The organism is Arthrobacter sp. S2(2024) (assembly GCF_036662515.1).
Taxonomy (GTDB): Bacteria; Actinomycetota; Actinomycetes; order Actinomycetales; family Micrococcaceae; genus Arthrobacter.
In genome coordinates this window covers 490810-508220 of record NZ_JAYKZI010000002.1, presented here as the reverse complement: position 1 = coordinate 508220, position 17411 = coordinate 490810, and the positions used below count along the sequence as shown (strand labels likewise).

17 protein-coding genes are annotated in these 17411 nt (G+C 64.2%); 14 read left to right on the top strand and 3 right to left on the bottom strand.

Annotated elements, in window-relative coordinates; translation table 11 throughout:
- Positions 1 to 72 precede the first annotated feature (72 nt).
- Positions 73 to 1317 carry a D-inositol-3-phosphate glycosyltransferase gene (gene mshA / locus VLA65_RS06005; protein ID WP_284991313.1) on the bottom strand — a complete coding sequence of 415 codons (1245 nt, stop codon included), beginning with the start codon at positions 1315 to 1317 and terminating at the stop codon, positions 73 to 75.
- Between the two features lie 148 nt (positions 1318 to 1465).
- On the opposite strand from mshA, the gene VLA65_RS06000 reads away from it, so the two are divergent.
- The 7 genes from VLA65_RS06000 to tsaD are packed head-to-tail and all read left to right on the top strand — an operon-like array spanning position 1466 to position 7270.
- Positions 1466 to 1996 (top strand): GNAT family N-acetyltransferase, encoded by a 531-nt coding sequence (locus VLA65_RS06000; protein WP_059387411.1) that lies wholly within the window; start codon positions 1466 to 1468, stop codon positions 1994 to 1996.
- Between the two features lie 40 nt (positions 1997 to 2036).
- Positions 2037 to 3143 (top strand): carbohydrate kinase family protein, encoded by a 1107-nt coding sequence (locus VLA65_RS05995; RefSeq protein WP_306958945.1) that lies wholly within the window; start codon positions 2037 to 2039, stop codon positions 3141 to 3143.
- A gap of 57 nt (positions 3144 to 3200) precedes the next feature.
- Positions 3201 to 4406: an alanine racemase gene (alr, locus tag VLA65_RS05990; RefSeq protein WP_332602019.1), complete on the top strand. Its 1206-nt coding sequence runs from the start codon at positions 3201 to 3203 to the stop codon at positions 4404 to 4406.
- A gap of 26 nt (positions 4407 to 4432) precedes the next feature.
- Positions 4433 to 5008, top strand: a complete 576-nt coding sequence (gene tsaE, locus VLA65_RS05985) for a tRNA (adenosine(37)-N6)-threonylcarbamoyltransferase complex ATPase subunit type 1 TsaE (protein WP_332602065.1) — start codon at positions 4433 to 4435, stop codon at positions 5006 to 5008.
- Positions 5008 to 5679 (top strand): tRNA (adenosine(37)-N6)-threonylcarbamoyltransferase complex dimerization subunit type 1 TsaB, encoded by a 672-nt coding sequence (tsaB, locus tag VLA65_RS05980; protein WP_059387412.1) that lies wholly within the window; start codon positions 5008 to 5010, stop codon positions 5677 to 5679. The genes tsaE and tsaB overlap by 1 nt, the downstream gene beginning before the upstream one ends.
- A gap of 44 nt (positions 5680 to 5723) precedes the next feature.
- Complete coding sequence (gene rimI / locus VLA65_RS05975) at positions 5724 to 6164, top strand: ribosomal protein S18-alanine N-acetyltransferase (protein WP_059387414.1); 441 nt, start codon at positions 5724 to 5726, stop codon at positions 6162 to 6164.
- Complete coding sequence (gene tsaD, locus VLA65_RS05970) at positions 6161 to 7270, top strand: tRNA (adenosine(37)-N6)-threonylcarbamoyltransferase complex transferase subunit TsaD (RefSeq protein WP_332602018.1); 1110 nt, start codon at positions 6161 to 6163, stop codon at positions 7268 to 7270. Before rimI ends, tsaD begins: the two co-directional genes overlap by 4 nt.
- Positions 7271 to 7304: 34 nt before the next feature.
- Here the strand turns inward: tsaD and VLA65_RS05965 are convergent, their stop codons facing one another.
- Entirely contained in the window at positions 7305 to 8456 is a 1152-nt protein-coding gene (locus VLA65_RS05965; protein WP_306958941.1) for a glutamate--cysteine ligase, read from the bottom strand.
- Between the two features lie 176 nt (positions 8457 to 8632).
- Between VLA65_RS05965 and VLA65_RS05960 the strand changes: the two genes are divergently transcribed.
- From VLA65_RS05960 to VLA65_RS05950, 3 genes are all read left to right on the top strand, one after another.
- Positions 8633 to 9793: a GTP-binding protein gene (locus VLA65_RS05960; RefSeq protein ID WP_332602017.1), complete on the top strand. Its 1161-nt coding sequence runs from the start codon at positions 8633 to 8635 to the stop codon at positions 9791 to 9793.
- A 66-nt stretch (positions 9794 to 9859) separates the two neighbouring features.
- The gene (gene ykgO / locus VLA65_RS05955; RefSeq protein WP_059387417.1) at positions 9860 to 9982 is read left to right on the top strand and encodes a type B 50S ribosomal protein L36; all 123 of its coding nucleotides are present in this window, start codon (positions 9860 to 9862) and stop codon (positions 9980 to 9982) included.
- 50 nt (positions 9983 to 10032) lie between these two features.
- Entirely contained in the window at positions 10033 to 10851 is an 819-nt protein-coding gene (locus VLA65_RS05950) for a shikimate 5-dehydrogenase (protein ID WP_332602016.1), read from the top strand.
- Positions 10852 to 10874: 23 nt separating this feature from the next.
- Here the strand turns inward: VLA65_RS05950 and VLA65_RS05945 are convergent, their stop codons facing one another.
- A complete protein-coding gene (locus tag VLA65_RS05945) occupies positions 10875 to 12113 on the bottom strand; it encodes a class I SAM-dependent methyltransferase (RefSeq protein WP_284991328.1) in 1239 nt (412 codons plus the stop codon).
- Positions 12114 to 12190: 77 nt separating this feature from the next.
- On the opposite strand from VLA65_RS05945, the gene VLA65_RS05940 reads away from it, so the two are divergent.
- The 4 genes from VLA65_RS05940 (at position 12191) to VLA65_RS05925 (ending at position 17218) form a co-directional block, all read left to right on the top strand.
- Positions 12191 to 12601: a hypothetical protein gene (locus tag VLA65_RS05940; protein WP_284991330.1), complete on the top strand. Its 411-nt coding sequence runs from the start codon at positions 12191 to 12193 to the stop codon at positions 12599 to 12601.
- A 224-nt stretch (positions 12602 to 12825) separates the two neighbouring features.
- Positions 12826 to 13122: a co-chaperone GroES gene (gene groES, locus VLA65_RS05935; RefSeq protein ID WP_028265041.1), complete on the top strand. Its 297-nt coding sequence runs from the start codon at positions 12826 to 12828 to the stop codon at positions 13120 to 13122.
- A gap of 86 nt (positions 13123 to 13208) precedes the next feature.
- Complete coding sequence (gene groL, locus VLA65_RS05930) at positions 13209 to 14819, top strand: chaperonin GroEL (RefSeq protein ID WP_284991332.1); 1611 nt, start codon at positions 13209 to 13211, stop codon at positions 14817 to 14819.
- 344 nt (positions 14820 to 15163) lie between these two features.
- Positions 15164 to 17218, top strand: a complete 2055-nt coding sequence (locus VLA65_RS05925) for an acyltransferase family protein (RefSeq protein ID WP_332602015.1) — start codon at positions 15164 to 15166, stop codon at positions 17216 to 17218.
- The last annotated feature ends 193 nt before the right edge of the window (positions 17219 to 17411 follow it).

Here is a 17411-nt window from a genome sequence, read left to right as displayed (position 1 = left end):
GCGAGCGTCGTCGGGATTGCCTTCATTGGTGAGCGAGCGTCGCCGGGGAGGGGCTTGTTTGTGAGCGGGGGTCTAGCTTGGGCGGACGAGGACTGCGCCGATGGCTGCGTGGTAGCTCTCGAGCGTGATGGCTGCCGTCCGGTGCCAGCCGAAGGCCTCCGCGTGCACGGCCGCGGCACGGCCCATGTCTTCGCGGGTGCGGGGGTCGTCGTACAGGGCTTCGATGACGTCGGCCCAGCGAGCGGGATCGTGGCCGTCAACCAAAATACCCGTCCGGCCGTCGGCAACGGCGCGGGTCAGCCCACCCACGTTGGTGGCCACCACCGGAGTGCCGCAGGCCTGTGCTTCAAGGGCAACCAGCCCGAACGACTCGCTGAAGGAGGGCATCAACACGACGTCGGCAGATCGGAACCAGCCCGCCAGCTTGGGCGCCTTGACCGGCGCGCGGTGCGTGACGACGTCGTCGAGCCCCGAGGCGGTGATGAAGGATTGCAGGTTGAAGTCCTTGGCGCCGCTCAAGGCGCCCAGGATGGTCAGTTCGAGGTCGATGTCCGGCCGCCTCTTGCGGAGGATGCCCGCAGCCTCGACGAATACTTGCGGGCCCTTGAGCCGCTGGATGCGTCCGGCGAAGAGCAAGTGGAAACTGCCGGGTCGCACGCCAAGCTCGGCGCGGGACCGGGCCCGGAACGCGGGAGTGAACACGGTCAGGTCAACACCGGGCGGAGCGATGTCGATATGGTCGAAATCGGCGCTGTAGTGCGAAACGAGCTCCTGGGCTTCGGCGGGAGTGTTGGCCACGAGGCGCGTGGCTCCATCCACAATCCGCTGTTCGCCGTCTTCACGCAGGCGCGGTTCCGGCCGCTCGCCGGATTCGAGCACCAGGTTCTTGACCTTCGCCATCGTGTGCATCGTGTGGATCAGCGGCACGTTCCACAATGCGGAGAGTTCGAGGCCCGCCACACCGGACACCCAGTAGTGGGAATGGATGGCGTCGTAACGGCCGTGCGGTTGCCGTTGCCGGATCCGCTCGACCTCGGCAACCATGGCGTGGAGGAGTTCGGGAAGTTCCTCCTTGGGCAGTTTCCGTGGCGGGCCCGCCAGGACGTTATGGACGCAGACGCCGGGACCGGGATGTTCGACGGCGGGCTGGCTGGCGGACGTCGAACGCGTGAAGATCTCTACCTCCACACCAAGATCCGCCAACGCCATGGCCAGCGCCCGGACGTACACGTTCATGCCCCCCGCATCGCCCGAACCCGGCTGTTCCATGGGGGACGTGTGGAGTGACAGGAAGGCCACGCGACGGATCAACGACACCGCTACCTCCTGTATCCAATGCAAATTCAACAAGTCCCGCAAAGTGAAAATCTCTGCGTCCCAGCGAAAACACTACTCCTGAGCTCCCTGGCATTGCAGTCGGCCCTACAGGGCCGGCAGGGTAGCGACGGCTGGTACCGTAACGGACGTGAGCCACTCAAACAGCAAAGCAGGAACGCCGGCGGCCGCTGGCTACGAGATCCGGGCCGCCCGGGCAAGCGACTGGCCAGGGATCTGGGCCGTCCTGGAACCCGTGATCCGGGCCGGGGAGACCTTCACCTGGGACCGCGACACCACCGAAGAAGCCGCACGGAGCAAGTGGTTCAAGGAAGCGCCCGGGCTGACCTTCGTGGCAGTGCGCGACGGCGACGTGCTGGGTACCGGTGAACTGCACGCCAACCAGGGTGGTGGCGGAAGCCACGTGGCCAACGCCGGCTATATGGTCCATGCCGATCACGGCGGGCAGGGAATCGCCCGGGCGCTGTGTGCCTATTCCTTGGTTGCCGCCCGGGACTCCGGGTTCAAGGCGATGCAGTTCAACGCTGTCGTCGAGAGCAACGTGCGCGCGGTAGGGCTCTGGCAGTCCATGGGCTTCCGTATCCTGGCGACCATCCCCGATGCCTTCCAGCACCCGACTCTCGGCTACGTCGGGCTGCATGTCATGTACCAGGAGCTCTAAGAGCTTTGCACAATCGTGGCCGCGGCGTAGTCTGCCGTGCATGGACGCAACGCCCAGGATTGGATTCGACCCCCTCGCCGCTATCCGGGGGGAAGCGCGTGATGACGCGGCCGATTCAGCCTGCGATCTCCTGCTGACAGGGACTGTGTTCCAGGACATTATCTTTACCGGACTGGACCGCAGCCCTGAACCGGGGACTGAAGTGTGGAGCCAAGGCATGGGGACCTGCCCTGGCGGCGTGGCCAACCAAGCCATCGCGGCCGCCCGGCTTGGGCTGCGGACCAGCCTCGCGGCGGCCTTCGGGGATGACGGATACGGGGACTTCAACTGGCGGATCCTGGAAAGCCAAGAGCATGTGGACCTTTCCCTGTCCAGGCGGTTCGAGGGCTGGCATTCCCCGGTCACGGTCTCCTTGTGCGTGGATCAGGATCGTTCCATGGTCACCCACGGACATCCCTCGCCCATGAGCGCCTCTGAACTGATCGGCGATCCGCCCAAGGCGCTCGCCGCCGTCGCGGATCTGGGCGAGGAGCCGGAGCCATGGATGCTGGCGGCGAGGAAAGCCGGCGTCAAACTCTTCGGCGACGCCGGATGGGATCCGACCGGAGCGTGGTCGTCGAAGCGGCTGGACCAGCTCAGCAATTTCCACGCCTTCATGCCGAACCAACGCGAAGCAATGGCCTTCACCGGCAAGGACAACCCATGGTCTGCGCTCTACACACTTGCCGACCGCGTTCCGGTGGCTGTGGTGACTTTGGGAGCGCAGGGAGCCATGGCCGTGGATTCCGAAACCGGTGAGGAGGAATGGGTGCCGTCCCTTCCCGTGACGGCGTACGACCCCACAGGAGCGGGCGACTGCTTCGGTGCGGCATTTGTCGTGGGCTGCCTGGCCGGGTGGCCTTTGGGGGACCGGCTCCGTTTTGCCAATCTTTGCGCGTCGCTCGCGGTTCAGGAAGTGGGCGGCTCGCTGGCTGCGCCCGGTTGGGGAGACATCGCCGATTGGTGGCAGCGAGCCAACGCCCGGAGGGAGCGGCAGTCCAGCCAGTGGCTCAAACGGTTCGCTTTCCTCGAGGACATTGTGGCGGATGTCCCGCCAGGGGCCCAACGTCGTGCAACGGCCACGATCGCCCACAACTCCGACGCCTGAGCGGGGCCCCACCAAGCCGGACAACCCGCGGGCCATGGCGGCACTAGAATCGTGAGGGTGACTTACGAAGCAGCTGCCAGTTTCGAGCCCTCGACGACATCGGGTTCGGCAACGGTCCTCGAACGATCAGCCGTCATTGACTTGGATGCCATCCGGCACAACGTACGCCAATTCGTGGCTATCGCCTCGCCCGCAAACGTTATGGCCGTGGTCAAGGCCGACGCCTATGGGCACGGCGCGGTGCAGGTGGCGCGGGCGGCCCTGGAAGCCGGCGCCCGATGGCTTGGCGTTGCCCATATTTCGGAGGCTTTGGCGCTTCGCGCTGCTGGAATCGATGCCCCCATGCTGGCCTGGTTGCACACCACCCAAAGCAACTTCCAGGCGGCGGTTGCCGCCGGCGTCGACGTCGGGATTTCGGGCTGGGAGCTGGACGCGGTGGTCGCGGCGGCACGCGAACAGGAACGGCCGGCACGCATCCACCTCAAGGTTGATACCGGCTTGGGCCGCAACGGCTCCACCATCGCCCAATGGGACAAAGTGGTGGGCCAGGCCATGGAGTACCAGGACGAGGGGCTCCTACGCGTGGTGGGCATCTTCTCGCACTTGGCCGTGGCCGACGAACCCCACCGTCCCGAGACCGATGAGCAGTTGGCAGCATTCCGGGAAGCGATTGCCGTGGCCGAGGACGCCGGAGTGGACACCGAAGTCCGGCACCTGGCCAACACTCCCGCCACGCTTTCACGCCCGGATGCCCACTTCGACCTCGTCCGCGTGGGGCTCGGGCTTTACGGGCTGTCCCCGTTCGAAGGACAAACCTCCGCGGAACTTGGCCTGCGCCCCGCCATGACAGTGCGCACCCTCGTTTCCAACTGCAAGCGCGTGCCCGAAGGCCAAGGGGTGTCCTACGGACTCAACTACCGGACGTCCAGCGAGAGCGCCTTGGGCCTGATCCCGCTTGGTTACGCCGACGGCGTGCCGCGCGTCGCCACCGGCGGACCGGTAAGGGTCAACGGCGTCAACTACCCGGTGGTGGGCCGGATCGCCATGGACCAGATGGTCATCGACCTTGGGAATGCAGTGACGGACGAAGCCGGCTGGTTGGGTGCCGAAGCCGTCATGTTCGGTGACGGCGCCGACGGCGGCCCGACGGCGGACGACTGGGCCGCCGCCGCCGGAACCAACAACTATGAGATTGTCACCCGTGTCAGCCCACGCGTGCCGCGCATCTATATCAATGAGACCCCGGGGGCGGATGCCCGGTGAGCGGGACCTCGATTGACAAGACCCCGTTGAGCGAGGCCTTGTGGGAACGCACGGTCAAGGTCGCGACGGCGGAGCAGACCCACGCTTTGGGCTCGGCGCTGGCCGGGGTCCTTGAGCCCGGTGACCTGCTGGTCCTGACAGGCGAACTTGGTGCTGGCAAGACCACCTTCACCCAGGGACTCGGCGAAGGACTGGGCGTCCGTGCCGGCGTCATCTCGCCCACGTTTGTCCTGGTACGTATCCACCCGAACTTGCCGGACGGGCCGCGGCCGGGTGGTCCCGACCTGGTCCATGTTGATGCTTACCGGCTTGCCTCCGCCGCGGAAATCGACGACATCGACCTTGAAAACACCATGGACAACTCCGTGACAGTGGTCGAGTGGGGGCGCGAGCGCGTCGAACACCTTTCGGATAGTCGCCTGGACGTCGAGATTCACCGGACGGTGGGCGGCGCGGAAGGGGCTGCAACCCGCCCGGAGGCCGGCCATGACGTCGTGCTGGACTTCGACCCGGAGGACGACGACGAACCGCGCACCATCGTTTTCCGCGGCTTTGGCCCTCGGTGGAGCACGGTGCCGGAAATACTGGAGGAGAACGCCTGATGCTGATTTTGGCCATTGATACTTCGGCCGTGGCGAGTGCGGCACTCATCTCGGACGATGCCATGGAAGGCGTGGTGGAGTCCTTCGCCACCGAGGACACCCGCAGCCATGCCGAGGTCCTGGCGCCCGGCATTGAGAAACTCCTGGCCGACGCCGGAGTAGGTGGCGCGGACATCGACCTCATCGTCACCGGCGTTGGCCCCGGACCATTCACCGGGCTTCGTTCAGGGATTGCAACCGCCCGCACGTTGGCATTTGCGTGGAACAAGCCGCTATTCGGACTCATGAGCCTGGACGCGATCGCTTTGGAAGTGGCCGAATCAACGGAAGCACAGGCTGAGTTCCTCGTGGCCACGGACGCCCGTCGCAAGGAGGTCTACTGGGCGCGCTACACGCTCAACGATGGCCAGCTCCCGCAACTCGTGGACGGTCCGCACGTCGGTTTCGCCTCGGAGTTGCCCGATCTCCCGGTCTTCGGTGCCGGCGGCGGCATCTACGCGGACGTCGTCAACGCGAACGAGGAATTCAGCGCCACCCAGCCCGACGCCGCGTCGCTTGGCCAGTTCGCCATGGCACTCCTGTTGGCCGGCGCGGAACTGCCCGATTCCACGCCCTTGTATTTGCGGGAATCCGACGCCCAAGTGCCGGGCCCTAGGAAGCGTGCCCTGTGAACCACTCATATCAGTTCAAGCTCGAGGGCGTGACCTTGCGCGACATGACCGCCAACGACGTCACGGCGGTCGAGGTCCTGGAGCGCCGGCTCTTCCCGGTGGACGCGTGGCCGATGCAGATGTTCTTCGATGAACTCGCCCAGATTGATACCCGCCGCTACGTAGTGGCCGAAGCCGGCGGCCAGATTGTGGCCTACGCCGGGCTCATGTGCATTGAGCCGATCGCGGACGTCCAGACGATCGCCGTCGTTCCTGAATTCGAAGGCAGGGGAATCGGCTCGGCCATCCTCACGGAACTGATCGAAGAGGCCCGACGGCGTGGCGCTGTGGAAGTGCTCCTGGAGGTCCGTGCCGACAATCCACGAGCGCAGGCACTGTACGTGCGGTTCGGCTTCGAGCAGATCCACGTCCGACGGCGGTACTACCGCGACGGCACGGACGCCCTCATCATGAGGCTCACACTGACTGAAGGAACACCGGAATGAACCGCTCCCACACTATCCAGCCGCTCGTGCTGGGGATAGAGTCTTCCTGCGACGAAACCGGCGTCGGGATTGTCCGCGGAACCACGCTGCTGACCAACACCGTGTCCTCTTCGATGGATGAACACGTCCGTTTTGGCGGTGTCATTCCGGAGATCGCTTCCCGTGCCCACCTGGACGCTTTTGTTCCCACGCTGCAGGAAGCTTTGCACGAGGCAGGGGTGGCGCTTGACGATATCGATGCCATCGCCGTAACGTCCGGACCCGGATTGGCCGGCGCGCTCATGGTGGGTGTCTGCGCGGCCAAGGCCCTCTCTGTTGCCACGGGCAAGCCGCTCTACGCGATCAACCACTTGGTGGCGCATGTCGGCGTCGGGCTCCTTGACGGGGCCGCCGGCGGTGGCACCGGGGGACTCTCGGGCAGCCGGCTGCCCGAAAACCTCGGTGCGTTGCTGGTTTCCGGCGGGCACACGGAAATCCTGCGCATCCGCAGCATCACCGACGACGTCGAGATGCTCGGCTCCACCATCGACGACGCCGCAGGCGAGGCCTATGACAAGGTGGCCAGGCTCCTGGGCCTTGGCTACCCAGGCGGACCGGCCATCGACAAACTCGCCAAGCAAGGCAACGCCAAGGCCATCCGCTTCCCGCGCGGCCTGACGCAACCCAAGTACATGGGAACCGCGGAGGAACCCGGACCGCATCGCTACGATTGGTCCTTCAGCGGGCTCAAGACCGCCGTCGCGCGCTGCGTTGAACAATTCGAAGCGCGCGGTGAGGAGGTTCCCACCGCCGACATCGCCGCTGCATTCCAGGAAGCGGTGGTGGACGTCATCACGTCCAAGGCTGTGCTGGCCTGCAAGGAGAACGGCATCACGGATCTCCTGCTCGGCGGCGGCGTCGCCGCCAACTCCCGGCTCCGTGAGCTGACAGGGCAACGCTGCAGCTCCGCCGGGATCACGCTGCATGTGCCGCCGCTGCCACTGTGCACCGACAACGGCGCCATGGTGGCGGCCTTGGGCTCGCAACTCATCATGGCGGGAATCGCGCCCAGCGGCGTCGCGTTCGCTCCGGATTCCTCCCTGCCGGTGACTACCGTTTCGGTGTAGGCGCGGGAATCCGTCTCGAGGTTAGCCGGCAACGCTAGGAGGTCGGAACGGACCGCATTTGCTCTACGAGATCCTGGACAACCGCGTGGAGATCGCCGTCGTGCTGGGCCGCGACGCGGCGCTGGCGCTGGTAGCCGGCTCCGCGGGCGATGATCTTTTCGACGTCGGCCAGTTCCGCCGAGCAACCCAGCTTTTCCGCGACAGGTGCCAGGCGCAGCAGCGTTTCCTTGAGGTGCTCGGTGACGAGCTGCTCGTTGCCTTCGGCGTCGAGGATGATGATCGCCTCCATGCCGTAACGGGCGGCGCGCCATTTGTTTTCCTGGATATGCCATGGCGGCATGGTGGGAATGCTGCCGCCGTTGTCCAGGATCGTGGAGAACTCGTCCACCAGGCATTGGGTCAGGGCTGCAACGGCGCCGACCTCCTCGAGGGTTGCCAGGCCGTCGCAAATGCGCATCTCGATGGTGCCCAAGTTCGGCACGGGCCGGATGTCCCAGCGGATTTCAGACAGGGTGTCGATCACTCCAGTGGTGAACATGTCCTGGACGTAGGACTCGTATTCGGCCCAGCTGGGGAACTGGAAAGGCAATCCGGCCGTGGGAAGCTGCTGGAACATGAGGGCGCGCTGTGACGCGTAGCCCGTGTCTTCGCCGCCCCAGAACGGGCTCGAAGCGGACAATGCCTGGAAATGGGGGAAGTAGTTGACTAAGCCATCGAGGATGGGGAGCGCCTTGTCCCTCCGGTCCAGGCCGACGTGGACGTGGACTCCGTAGATGACCATTTGCCGTCCCCACCATTGGGTCCGGTCGATCAGTTTGGCGTAGCGTTCTTTGTCCGAGACCGGCTGGAGCTGCGGCGGGCTGAATGGATGGCTTCCGGCGCAGAAGAGCTCCACGCCCATGGGGTCGGTGACTTCCCTGACGGCCTGCAGCGAGCGGGCCAGGTCTTCCTTGGCTTCCTTGACGGTGTTGCACACGCCCGTCACGAGTTCCACGGTATTCAGGAGCAGTTCCCGCTTGATGTGCGGGTGCTCGTCGTCTTCGTTCAAATCCGGATGCCGCGAAGCCACGCCCCGCAGGACCTCATTCGCCACCGAGACCAATTCGCCGGTGCGTGCGTTGACGAGCGCTAGCTCCCATTCCACCCCCAGGGTCGACTGCCTGGATGAAGCGAAATCAATCTGCACGTGGGTCCCCTCGGTATTTGCCAAAAACGCCCTGAGCAATGCCCGCCGTGGGGCCGTCAGCGGTTGGCTCAAGTCTAATGCAGGGGCGGTACGGTACCGCATGATGGGAACCGCGAGGTAAAACAGGAAACAAAGTCGTTTGCTAATGAGAATGATTTGCATCTAAGATTATTGGCATGCATCTTTCTGTTGTCAGCTCACTGGACAGCCAATGCCGCGAAGCAGCCGCCGCCAGGCTTGGGCGGACCCATCGAGATTCGGTGGTTGTCCTGCACGACCTCCTGGACGGGTCCATTGTCTTGCGAAGGATCTTCCGCAACGGCCAACTGGTGGAGCAAGCTCAAACCGCTTTGGAACACGGCTGCCTTAGCTGCACGGTCCGTCTCGACGTTGTCCCGACGGCGGAACGCCTCGCCGCGTCGGGACACGACCATATCGTCCTGGGCCTGCCACCGGGTGTCTCCGTGGAGATGGCGGTAGCCGAACTCAAGCGCGGCCTGGAGCGGCCCGCCGTCATCGACAACGCGGTGTTGGCGATTGACCCCTCCGGGCTGGAAGACCATATCTGGGACAAACACACGCTGTATGAATCCGGGTTTACGGCCATGCCCGAGGATGAGCGCACCAGCGGAGAATTTCTCATCGGGGAATTGGGCCACGCGGATACTGTCATGGTGCACGCCGGTCTTGGGGCAGAGCTCACCGGATTGCGCCCGGATTCAAGTGAGGCGTGGACCCACGGCGTGGAACTTCTTGGGCAGCTCGCGCCGCACGCAGCCATTTCCGCGGGCGACGACGACTTCCGGCCCGGCTGCTACGACGGCGCCGAGGCTCTCGCGAGAGTCCGTCGTGGTTCCGTGAGGGTGCCGCTCGAGGAGGAGTCGGGGAATTTCCGGACCGTGCTCCACAAAGTGGAGCGACCCCTTCATCCGAGGCGCTTCCAGGAGGCGCTGCCCAAGTTGGCCGGGGGATGCCACTGGATGCGGGGCCGCTTGTGGATTGCCTCGGCTGCCAAAGTCCGGATCGCGGTGCAGGGAATCGGGCCGCGCGTCTGGCTCGAGAGTACGGGCGAGTGGCTGGCGGACGCCGGCATCGGCCGCGTCCCCAGCGGCAAAGGCCTGAAGCACGGAAACGGACTCCACGACGTCGACGCCGCCCTCGACTGGCATCCGCGCTTCGGCGACCGGGGGACGGTGCTTGCCGTGACCGGAAGGGGAGACGACGTTGACGCAGCAGAAATCCGGTCCCTGCTGGATGCATGCGCGCTGAGCGAAGCCGAGATGAGGCTCGGCTTCGCCGGACTCGAGGACCCTTTTGAACTCGAATCCACCCTGTAGCCGAGCTCCAGCCCAGGCGGAACAAAGCCCCCATCAACCAAGCGAAAACACGAGAAGGAGAACCCCATGAAAGTCAGGAATTCGTTGCGTGCCCTCAAGAAGGTCCCCGGGGCGCAAGTGGTCCGCCGGCGCGGCCGCACCTTTGTCATCAACAAGCTGAATCCGCGCTTCAAGGCGCGCCAAGGCTAGCTCCCCGTCTAGGCTGGGCAGAGAACCCGCTACGCGAAGGAAGCCCCGTTATGCCGATCCTCAATAAAGACATGACGCTCTGTATTTCTCTCTCTGCCCGGCCCAGCAACAACGGAACGCGTTTCCATAACTTCCTTTACCAGGAGCTTGGCCTGAACTGGATCTACAAGGCCTTCGCTCCCACCGACCTCCCGAACGCGATCGCGGGCGTGCGCGGCCTGGGCATCCGCGGCTGTGCCGTCTCGATGCCGTACAAGGAAGACGTCATCGCCCTCGTCGACCGGATGGACGCTTCGGCGGCAGCAATCGATTCAGTCAACACGATCGTGAACGATGCCGGCGTACTGACGGCCTACAACACGGACTACACGGCGATCGCCCAGTTGATCGAGCGCAACGCGATCGACCCGGCGTCGTCCGTGCTGCTCCGCGGTTCCGGCGGCATGGCAAAGGCCACCGCCGCTGCCTTCCGGGACGCCGGGTTCTCCCGCGTTACAGTGGTTGCCCGGAATGAAAAACCCGGGCAAGCCCTCGCGGGGCTTTACGGCTTCGGCTGGCAAGCCGAAGTAGGGGAGTCGACGGCGGACGTCCTCGTGAACGTGACACCGATCGGCATGGCCGGCGGACCCGAGTCCAGCTCCCTGTCCTTCCCCGAAGCGGCGGTGGCGGCCGCGAGGGTCGTGTTCGACGTCGTCGCCCTCCCCGCAGAGACGCCGCTCATCAAAGCCGGCCGCGCGGCAGGAAAGACCGTGATCACCGGCGCCGAGGTGGCCACCATCCAGGCGCTTGAGCAGTTCGTTCTCTATACCGGCATCACCCCCACACCGGAGCAAGTCGCTGCGGCCGAGGAGTTCACGCGCGCCCAATAGGGCGCCACAGCTCAGAGACCAGCTCAGGCAGCCGCGACGGGCTCCACTACAACAGCCACCTTTTCCTCGCCGATCCTGGTGAGGACCAAGGTGGCTGTTTTGTTGCCGCGGCCTTTTGCCGAGCCTTTTCCTGCCGGGAGCAGCTGCTTCCGCAGCTCCTCCGGGGTGACGGAGGTGCCGCGTTTCTTGATGTCGAGGACGCCGACGCCGTTCGCCTTCACCCAGGCTTTGAGGGCCTTGACGTTCAACGGCATGACTTCCAGGACTTTGTAGGCGCGGGCGAACGGGGTCTCCACAAGTTCCGGAGCGCAAATATAGGCGATGTGCTGGTCCACCAGGTGGCCGCCCAGCCGGAGTGCGACGTCGGCCACCAGGCCCGCACGGATCACCGCCCCGTCCGGTTCGTACAGGTATCCCTCCACGGGCCCGACGTCGGGCACCGGACCGCCGTCGAAATCTTCGGCGCTGGTGATCTCGGCTGCGCCTTGCGGCCCGAGTACCAGGGCAGCGCGGCGGATGCCGGGACGGGCGACGTCGTTGAACCACAGCGTCACTTCCGTGACGTCCCCGCCCACCGAAACCCACTGTGCCTCGCAGCCGGCCGGTACCGATTCGTGCGGCATGCCCGGGCCCATTTTGACCCCGACGGACTTGCCGGTCGCCGCCAATGATTCAACGAAAGACAACGGCGGCGAGAACGCCTCCGGATCCCAGATCCGTTTGGTTCCCGACGACGACGTCGTGCGTCGCGCCGGATCGAGCCACACGCCGTCGACCCCGTCGAGGGGCACCGAGGTTGCGTCGGAGTGCACTACCGTCGCGTGCGGGAACGGAATGAGGTTGATGGTGGCGCAGGCTGCGGTGGTCTCGTCGAGCTCCACGGCGGTGACCTCGATGTCCATGGAGGCCATGGCCATGGAGTCCGCTCCGAGCCCGCAGCCCAGGTCCGCCACGTGCCGCGTGCCTGCCTTGGCGAATCGCTCGGCGTGCCTGGCTGCAACATTGAGGCGGGTGGCCTGTTCCAGGCCGGCCTGGGTGAAGAGCATCTGCCGGGCGAATTCTCCGAACTTGGCCTCGGCCCGGGTGCGGAGCCTGGATTGGGTGAGGACGGCGGCCACGAGCGCGGGGGAGTGGCCGTCTTTGCGCAGGCGCGCGTTGAGGGCGAAGGCTTCGCCGTCGCGGTATGGTCCCAAGGATGCCAGGAGTTCCCAACCTTCCGTTGTCAGCAAAGGGGCAATCTGGTCCTGGGGTGTGTCAGCCATGGGAACCAGCCTAATGCTCGCCCGTCATAGAGTGCGGAGGGGGAACCGCGACCACCCGGGCGGATAGGGTTGATGCCATGGAAGACAACCCAGTACGCCAGCCTGACGACGCCAATGGTTCTCCCTTTGCCCCCGATAAACGTCCCTTCGCCGGAAATCTCTCCAAGTATGCCCGCCCCGCACTCATCGTCGGTGTTTTGATTGCCGTTGTCTGCATTGCGCTCTTGATCATTATTTTCTTCCTCGACTCCTTCAACGCGGCCACCTACTCCATGACCGGAAAGAGCGTCCAGGACGCCACCGACGAGGCCCGGGACATCCGTGACACCTACACCGGTGCCCGCATCGCAGCGATCGTCGGGCTGGTGGTGTTCGGCGTCGTCGCGCTCGCCAGCGGCGTAGTGCTCTACCTGAACCGCGGAAACGCGCCGAAGGAAGACTATGACGACGGCGAGGACGTCGACTTCGACGACCTCGCCGGTCAATGAGCTACTCGAGCCGCAAGTGGCGCTTCGGGCGTTCACCCATGACGGAATTCTGGCACTCGCCTTGACCGAGTGCTAATGCTTACATAGAGTCTTGATTAGCACTCTCCCTAGGCGGGTGCTAATCATGCCGCCAGGCACTTACCGGCACCGCGACGACGGTAAGCCCGCCACGGCATCCCTGGTTTGATAGTCCATGTACTACCTCACGTAAAGGAGAGATCCGAGTGTCGGTCTCCATTAAGCCTCTCGAGGATCGCATTGTTGTCCGCCCGCTCGAAGCAGAGCAGACCACGGCTTCCGGCCTGGTCATCCCGGACACTGCACAGGAAAAGCCGCAGGAAGGCGAAGTTGTCGCAGTTGGCCCCGGCCGCTTCGACGACAACGGCAACCGCGTCCCCGTCGACGTAACCGTCGGCGACGTCGTCATCTACTCCAAGTACGGCGGAACTGAAGTCAAGACCGGCGGCAACGAATACCTCGTTCTGTCCGCCCGCGACGTTCTGGCGATCGTCGTTAAGTAATTCCCTGGATCCCGCATCGCAGATCGAGTCGGACTTCTTCCGGTCGAATCAGCGGTGCGGGTTTTCCGTCTTGAAAGGACACAACCATGGCAAAGCAGCTTGCGTTTAACGACGCTGCCCGTCGCTCGCTCGAAGCAGGCATTGACAAGCTCGCCAATACCGTCAAGGTCACCCTTGGCCCGCGTGGCCGCAACGTCGTTCTGGACAAGAAGTGGGGAGCTCCCACCATCACCAACGACGGCGTGACGATCGCCCGCGAAGTCGAACTCGACGACCCGTATGAGAACCTTGGTGCGCAACTGGCCAAGGAAGTCGCCACCAAGACCAACGACGTCGCAGGTGACGGCACCACCACCGCCACCGTGCTGGCACAGGCACTCGTCAAGGAAGGCCTGCGCAACGTTGCCGCCGGAGCCGCACCTGGCGAAATCAAGCGCGGCATCGAGGTTTCCGTCCAGGCCGTGGCTGCCCGCCTCCTGGAGAACGCCCGCGAAGTTGAAGGCACCCAGGTTGCCAGCGTTGCCGCGATCTCTGCCCAGAGCGATGAGGTCGGCGAGCTCCTCGCCGAGGCTTTCGGCAAGGTCGGCAAGGATGGCGTCATCACCATCGAAGAGTCCTCCACCACGCAGACCGAACTGGTCCTCACCGAGGGCATGCAGTTCGACAAGGGCTACCTGTCCCCGTACTTCGTCACTGACGCGGAACGCCAGGAAGCTGTTCTGGAAGACGCCCTCATCCTGATCAACCAGGGCAAGATCTCCTCGCTGCAGGAATTCCTGCCGCTCCTCGAGAAGGCCCTGCAGGCTGCCAAGCCCCTCTTTATCATTGCTGAGGACATCGACGGCGAGGCACTGTCCACGCTGATCGTGAACCGTATCCGTGGCACCCTGAACGTCGTTGCCGTCAAGGCTCCGGGCTTCGGCGACCGCCGCAAGGCCATGCTGCAGGACATTGCCACCCTGACCGGCGCCCAGGTTGTTTCCCCGGAGCTCGGCCTGTCCCTGGACCAGGTTGGCCTCGAGGTCCTCGGCAGCGCCCGCCGGATCACCGTCACCAAGGACAACACCACCATTGTTGACGGCGCCGGTACGCCTGAGGACGTCGCAGCGCGCGTCGCCCAGATCCGTGCAGAGCTGACCCGCACCGACTCCGATTGGGACCGCGAAAAGCTGCAGGAAAGGCTTGCGAAGCTGGCAGGAGGCATCGGCGTCATCAAGGTCGGCGCAGCCACCGAGGTCGAGCTCAAGGAAAAGAAGCACCGCATCGAGGACGCAGTGTCCTCCACGCGTGCTGCCCTTGAAGAAGGCATCGTCTCCGGCGGTGGATCCGCCCTCATCCACGCCCTCAAGGCACTGGACGAGGACTCTGCCGTCAAGGCACTGGAAGGCGACGCGGCTGCCGCCGTCGGCATCGTCCGCCGTGCCCTGACCCAGCCCCTTCGCTGGATCGCCCAGAACGCCGGCTTCGACGGTTACGTCGTCGTGGCCAAGGTTGCCGAGCTGGAAGCCAACCACGGCTTCAACGCGAAGTCCGGCGTGTACGAGGACCTGATCGCCGCCGGCGTGATCGACCCCGTCAAGGTCACCCGCTCCGCACTCCAGAACGCCGCATCCATCGCAGCCCTGGTTCTCACCACCGAGACCTTGGTTGTCGAGAAGCCGGCCGAGGAAGACGAGCACGCAGGCCACAGCCACTAGTCCCCACCGCCTCCCTAGCCTCGCTTCGCTTCGGCCAGGGAGCCCGGGCGGTGTGGGCCCATCTGTGTGAAAGAAGGCCCGGTCCCCTTGAGGGGGCCGGGCCTTTTCTTTTTAAAGCAACGCGGGGTCACTTACGGCCCATTGGGTGCTGCCGGATGGGCCGTAAGTGACCCCGCGTTGCCCGGAAAACGGCATGGAGGATTGACCCAGACAACGCTCCGGAAGCTCCCAGCCCCTTGTGTCCTAATGGATCATAGGAAGTTGGTTGAACGCGGTCTCAATTGACGACGAACATTTCGAATCAGTAGGGTAGACGGTTTGAGTAGCACCCTGGAGGCAAGACTTTGACAACCACGCGCCCGATTGCGCTACGGCGAACTAGCGGCGAGACGCAGAAATCGGCCCCCAAATCAACGTTCCGTCCTGAGATCCAAGGGCTTCGATCTGTTGCCGTCCTCATGGTTGTCACGTACCACATCTGGTTCGGCCGGGTCTCCGGCGGGGTGGATATTTTCCTCCTGGTCTCTGCATTCCTCATGACGGCGCAGTTCATACGGCGGTATGCCGGCGGGCGGCAGACTGAGCTGATCAAGCACTACCTTCATCACTTCCGGAGGCTCTTGCCGGCAGCCGTGACGGTGATCGTTGGAACGCTGGCCGCCACTTTCCTCTTCATGCCGGCCACCCGCTGGGTCGATACCATCAAGCAGGGCTGGGCTTCACTCTTCTACGTTGAGAACTTCCTGCTGCAGTCGCAGGCAGTCAACTACTACGCCGCGGACCACAGCCTGGCCAGCCCGCTACAGCATTTCTGGTCGCTGTCCATCCAAGGACAGGTCTTCATTGTCTGGCCGATCATCTTCGTGGGCGCTGGCTGGGTGGCGAGGAGGTTCAGGCTCGCGTACGTTCCCCTTCTGCGTTACATCTTTGGATTAGTCTTCCTGGTTTCCCTGGTGTATTCGGTCCTCTACACCGCTTCGGACCAATCGGCGGCGTACTTCTCGACGGCGGCCAGGCTGTGGGAGTTTGCCCTGGGAACTCTTCTGGCACTTTTCCTGCCTTCGGTCAAAATACCCAGGTCGGCCAGGATCGTCTTAGGCTGGCTCGGTATCCTGGCGATGCTCAGCTGCGGGCTCATCCTCGACGTCGAGGGGGTCTTCCCCGGGTGGTTGGCCTTGTGGCCAACGCTGGCCGCAGCCTGTATCCTCGCGGCAGGCCAGACCCAGAGCCGGTTCGGAATCGACCGGATCCTCAGTTCCAAGCCGCTCGTGCGGATGGGAAACAATTCGTACGCCCTCTACCTCTGGCACTGGCCCATGTTGGTCATCTATCTGGCTTGGTCCGGCAAGACCCACGCCGGCTGGTTGTCCGGCACAGTGATCATTGTTGGTGCCTTCCTCCTGGCTGTCCTGACCACCAGGTTCATCGAGAAGCCGTTGCGGGGTTGGAAGTGGCCCGAGGCCAACCGGCGCAGAAGCGCGATTTCGCTGGTTGCGGTAGGGGCCGTGGCTATTTTGCCCTTGGCGGGTTGGCCCCTGCAGATCGAGCAGACAAACCGTGCCTTGGTTGCAAACATGGATACCCGCAACCCCGGAGCGGCGGCCGTGGGCGGGGACTTCGTGTACACCCCCGATCCAGGAGTGCCCTTGGTTCCAAGCATGACTGCCGTTGATGGGGACTGGCCGGTTTTCCCGACCGCCTGCACTGGGACCGCGGACCCGCAGGAGTTCGTCAACCGATGCACCAACGGGATCAAGAACGGGACGAAGTCCGTGGTGGTCATAGGCAGTTCCCACGCCCACGTGCTGAACACGCCGCTGCTTACGATGGCTGCAAAGAACAATTGGAGCCTGATGTCCATCACGAAGGGATATTGCCCGCTTGGCGAGGACACCGCGGCAGACATTACGCAGGCATGCGTTGACTTCAACAAGGCCACGCTCGCAGAGGTCCTGAAGATGAAGCCGGATGTTGTGGTGACGACCAGTACGCGCACCAATGCTCAGAGCAACGTCCCGGAGCGGCTCGATCCTTCCTGGGTCACGGAAGTAAAGACCCTCAACGACGCCGGAATCCAAGTGGTCGCCTTCCGAGACACACCACGGGCAGCGCAGCCAGTTCCCGCTTGCCTTGAGAAGAACCCCGGCGCGTATGTTGCCTGTGGTTCCCAGCGTGCCGAAATCTATTCGGAAGATTCCCCGACGGGGGCCGTCGCCGCGGCAATGCCCGACACGAAATTCCTGGACCTCTCGAAGTACTTCTGCCCCGATGCGAATTGTCCTGCAGTGATCGGCAACGTGATTGTCTACAAGGACGACAACCACGTGACCGCCACCTACATGAAGACCCTGACCCCATACTTCGAGAAGGCGTTCATGGCCGCGACCGGGTGGAGCTAGGCGGCCAGAGTTGGGTTGTCCAGCGGCTCGACGGCGGATGCCGGGTGCTGTTGCTCACATTGCCCTCGCGGAATATGGGGATCGGCGGCGAGGTTCTACTATTTATTCAGAACCTTTCTGCACAGGCCAGTCCCGTAATGACGGGCTGGTCATCAGCTGCAACCCCTACCAGAGCAACCCCCAAGAACCAAGG

What these genes read in the sequence shown, in the direction of transcription:
- VLA65_RS05995 (WP_306958945.1), top strand. Translation starts at nt 2,037, where the DNA reads ATGGACGCAACGCCCAGGATTGGATTCGACCCCCTCGCCGCTATCCGG.
- tsaB (WP_059387412.1), top strand. Translation starts at nt 5,008, where the DNA reads ATGCTGATTTTGGCCATTGATACTTCGGCCGTGGCGAGTGCGGCACTC.
- rimI (WP_059387414.1), top strand. Translation starts at nt 5,724, where the DNA reads ATGACCGCCAACGACGTCACGGCGGTCGAGGTCCTGGAGCGCCGGCTC.
- tsaD (WP_332602018.1), top strand. Translation starts at nt 6,161, where the DNA reads ATGAACCGCTCCCACACTATCCAGCCGCTCGTGCTGGGGATAGAGTCT.
- VLA65_RS05960 (WP_332602017.1), top strand. Translation starts at nt 8,633, where the DNA reads ATGCATCTTTCTGTTGTCAGCTCACTGGACAGCCAATGCCGCGAAGCA.
- ykgO (WP_059387417.1), top strand. Translation starts at nt 9,860, where the DNA reads ATGAAAGTCAGGAATTCGTTGCGTGCCCTCAAGAAGGTCCCCGGGGCG.
- VLA65_RS05950 (WP_332602016.1), top strand. Translation starts at nt 10,033, where the DNA reads ATGCCGATCCTCAATAAAGACATGACGCTCTGTATTTCTCTCTCTGCC.
- VLA65_RS05945 (WP_284991328.1), bottom strand. Translation starts at nt 12,113, where the DNA reads ATGGCTGACACACCCCAGGACCAGATTGCCCCTTTGCTGACAACGGAA.
- VLA65_RS05940 (WP_284991330.1), top strand. Translation starts at nt 12,191, where the DNA reads ATGGAAGACAACCCAGTACGCCAGCCTGACGACGCCAATGGTTCTCCC.
- groL (WP_284991332.1), top strand. Translation starts at nt 13,209, where the DNA reads ATGGCAAAGCAGCTTGCGTTTAACGACGCTGCCCGTCGCTCGCTCGAA.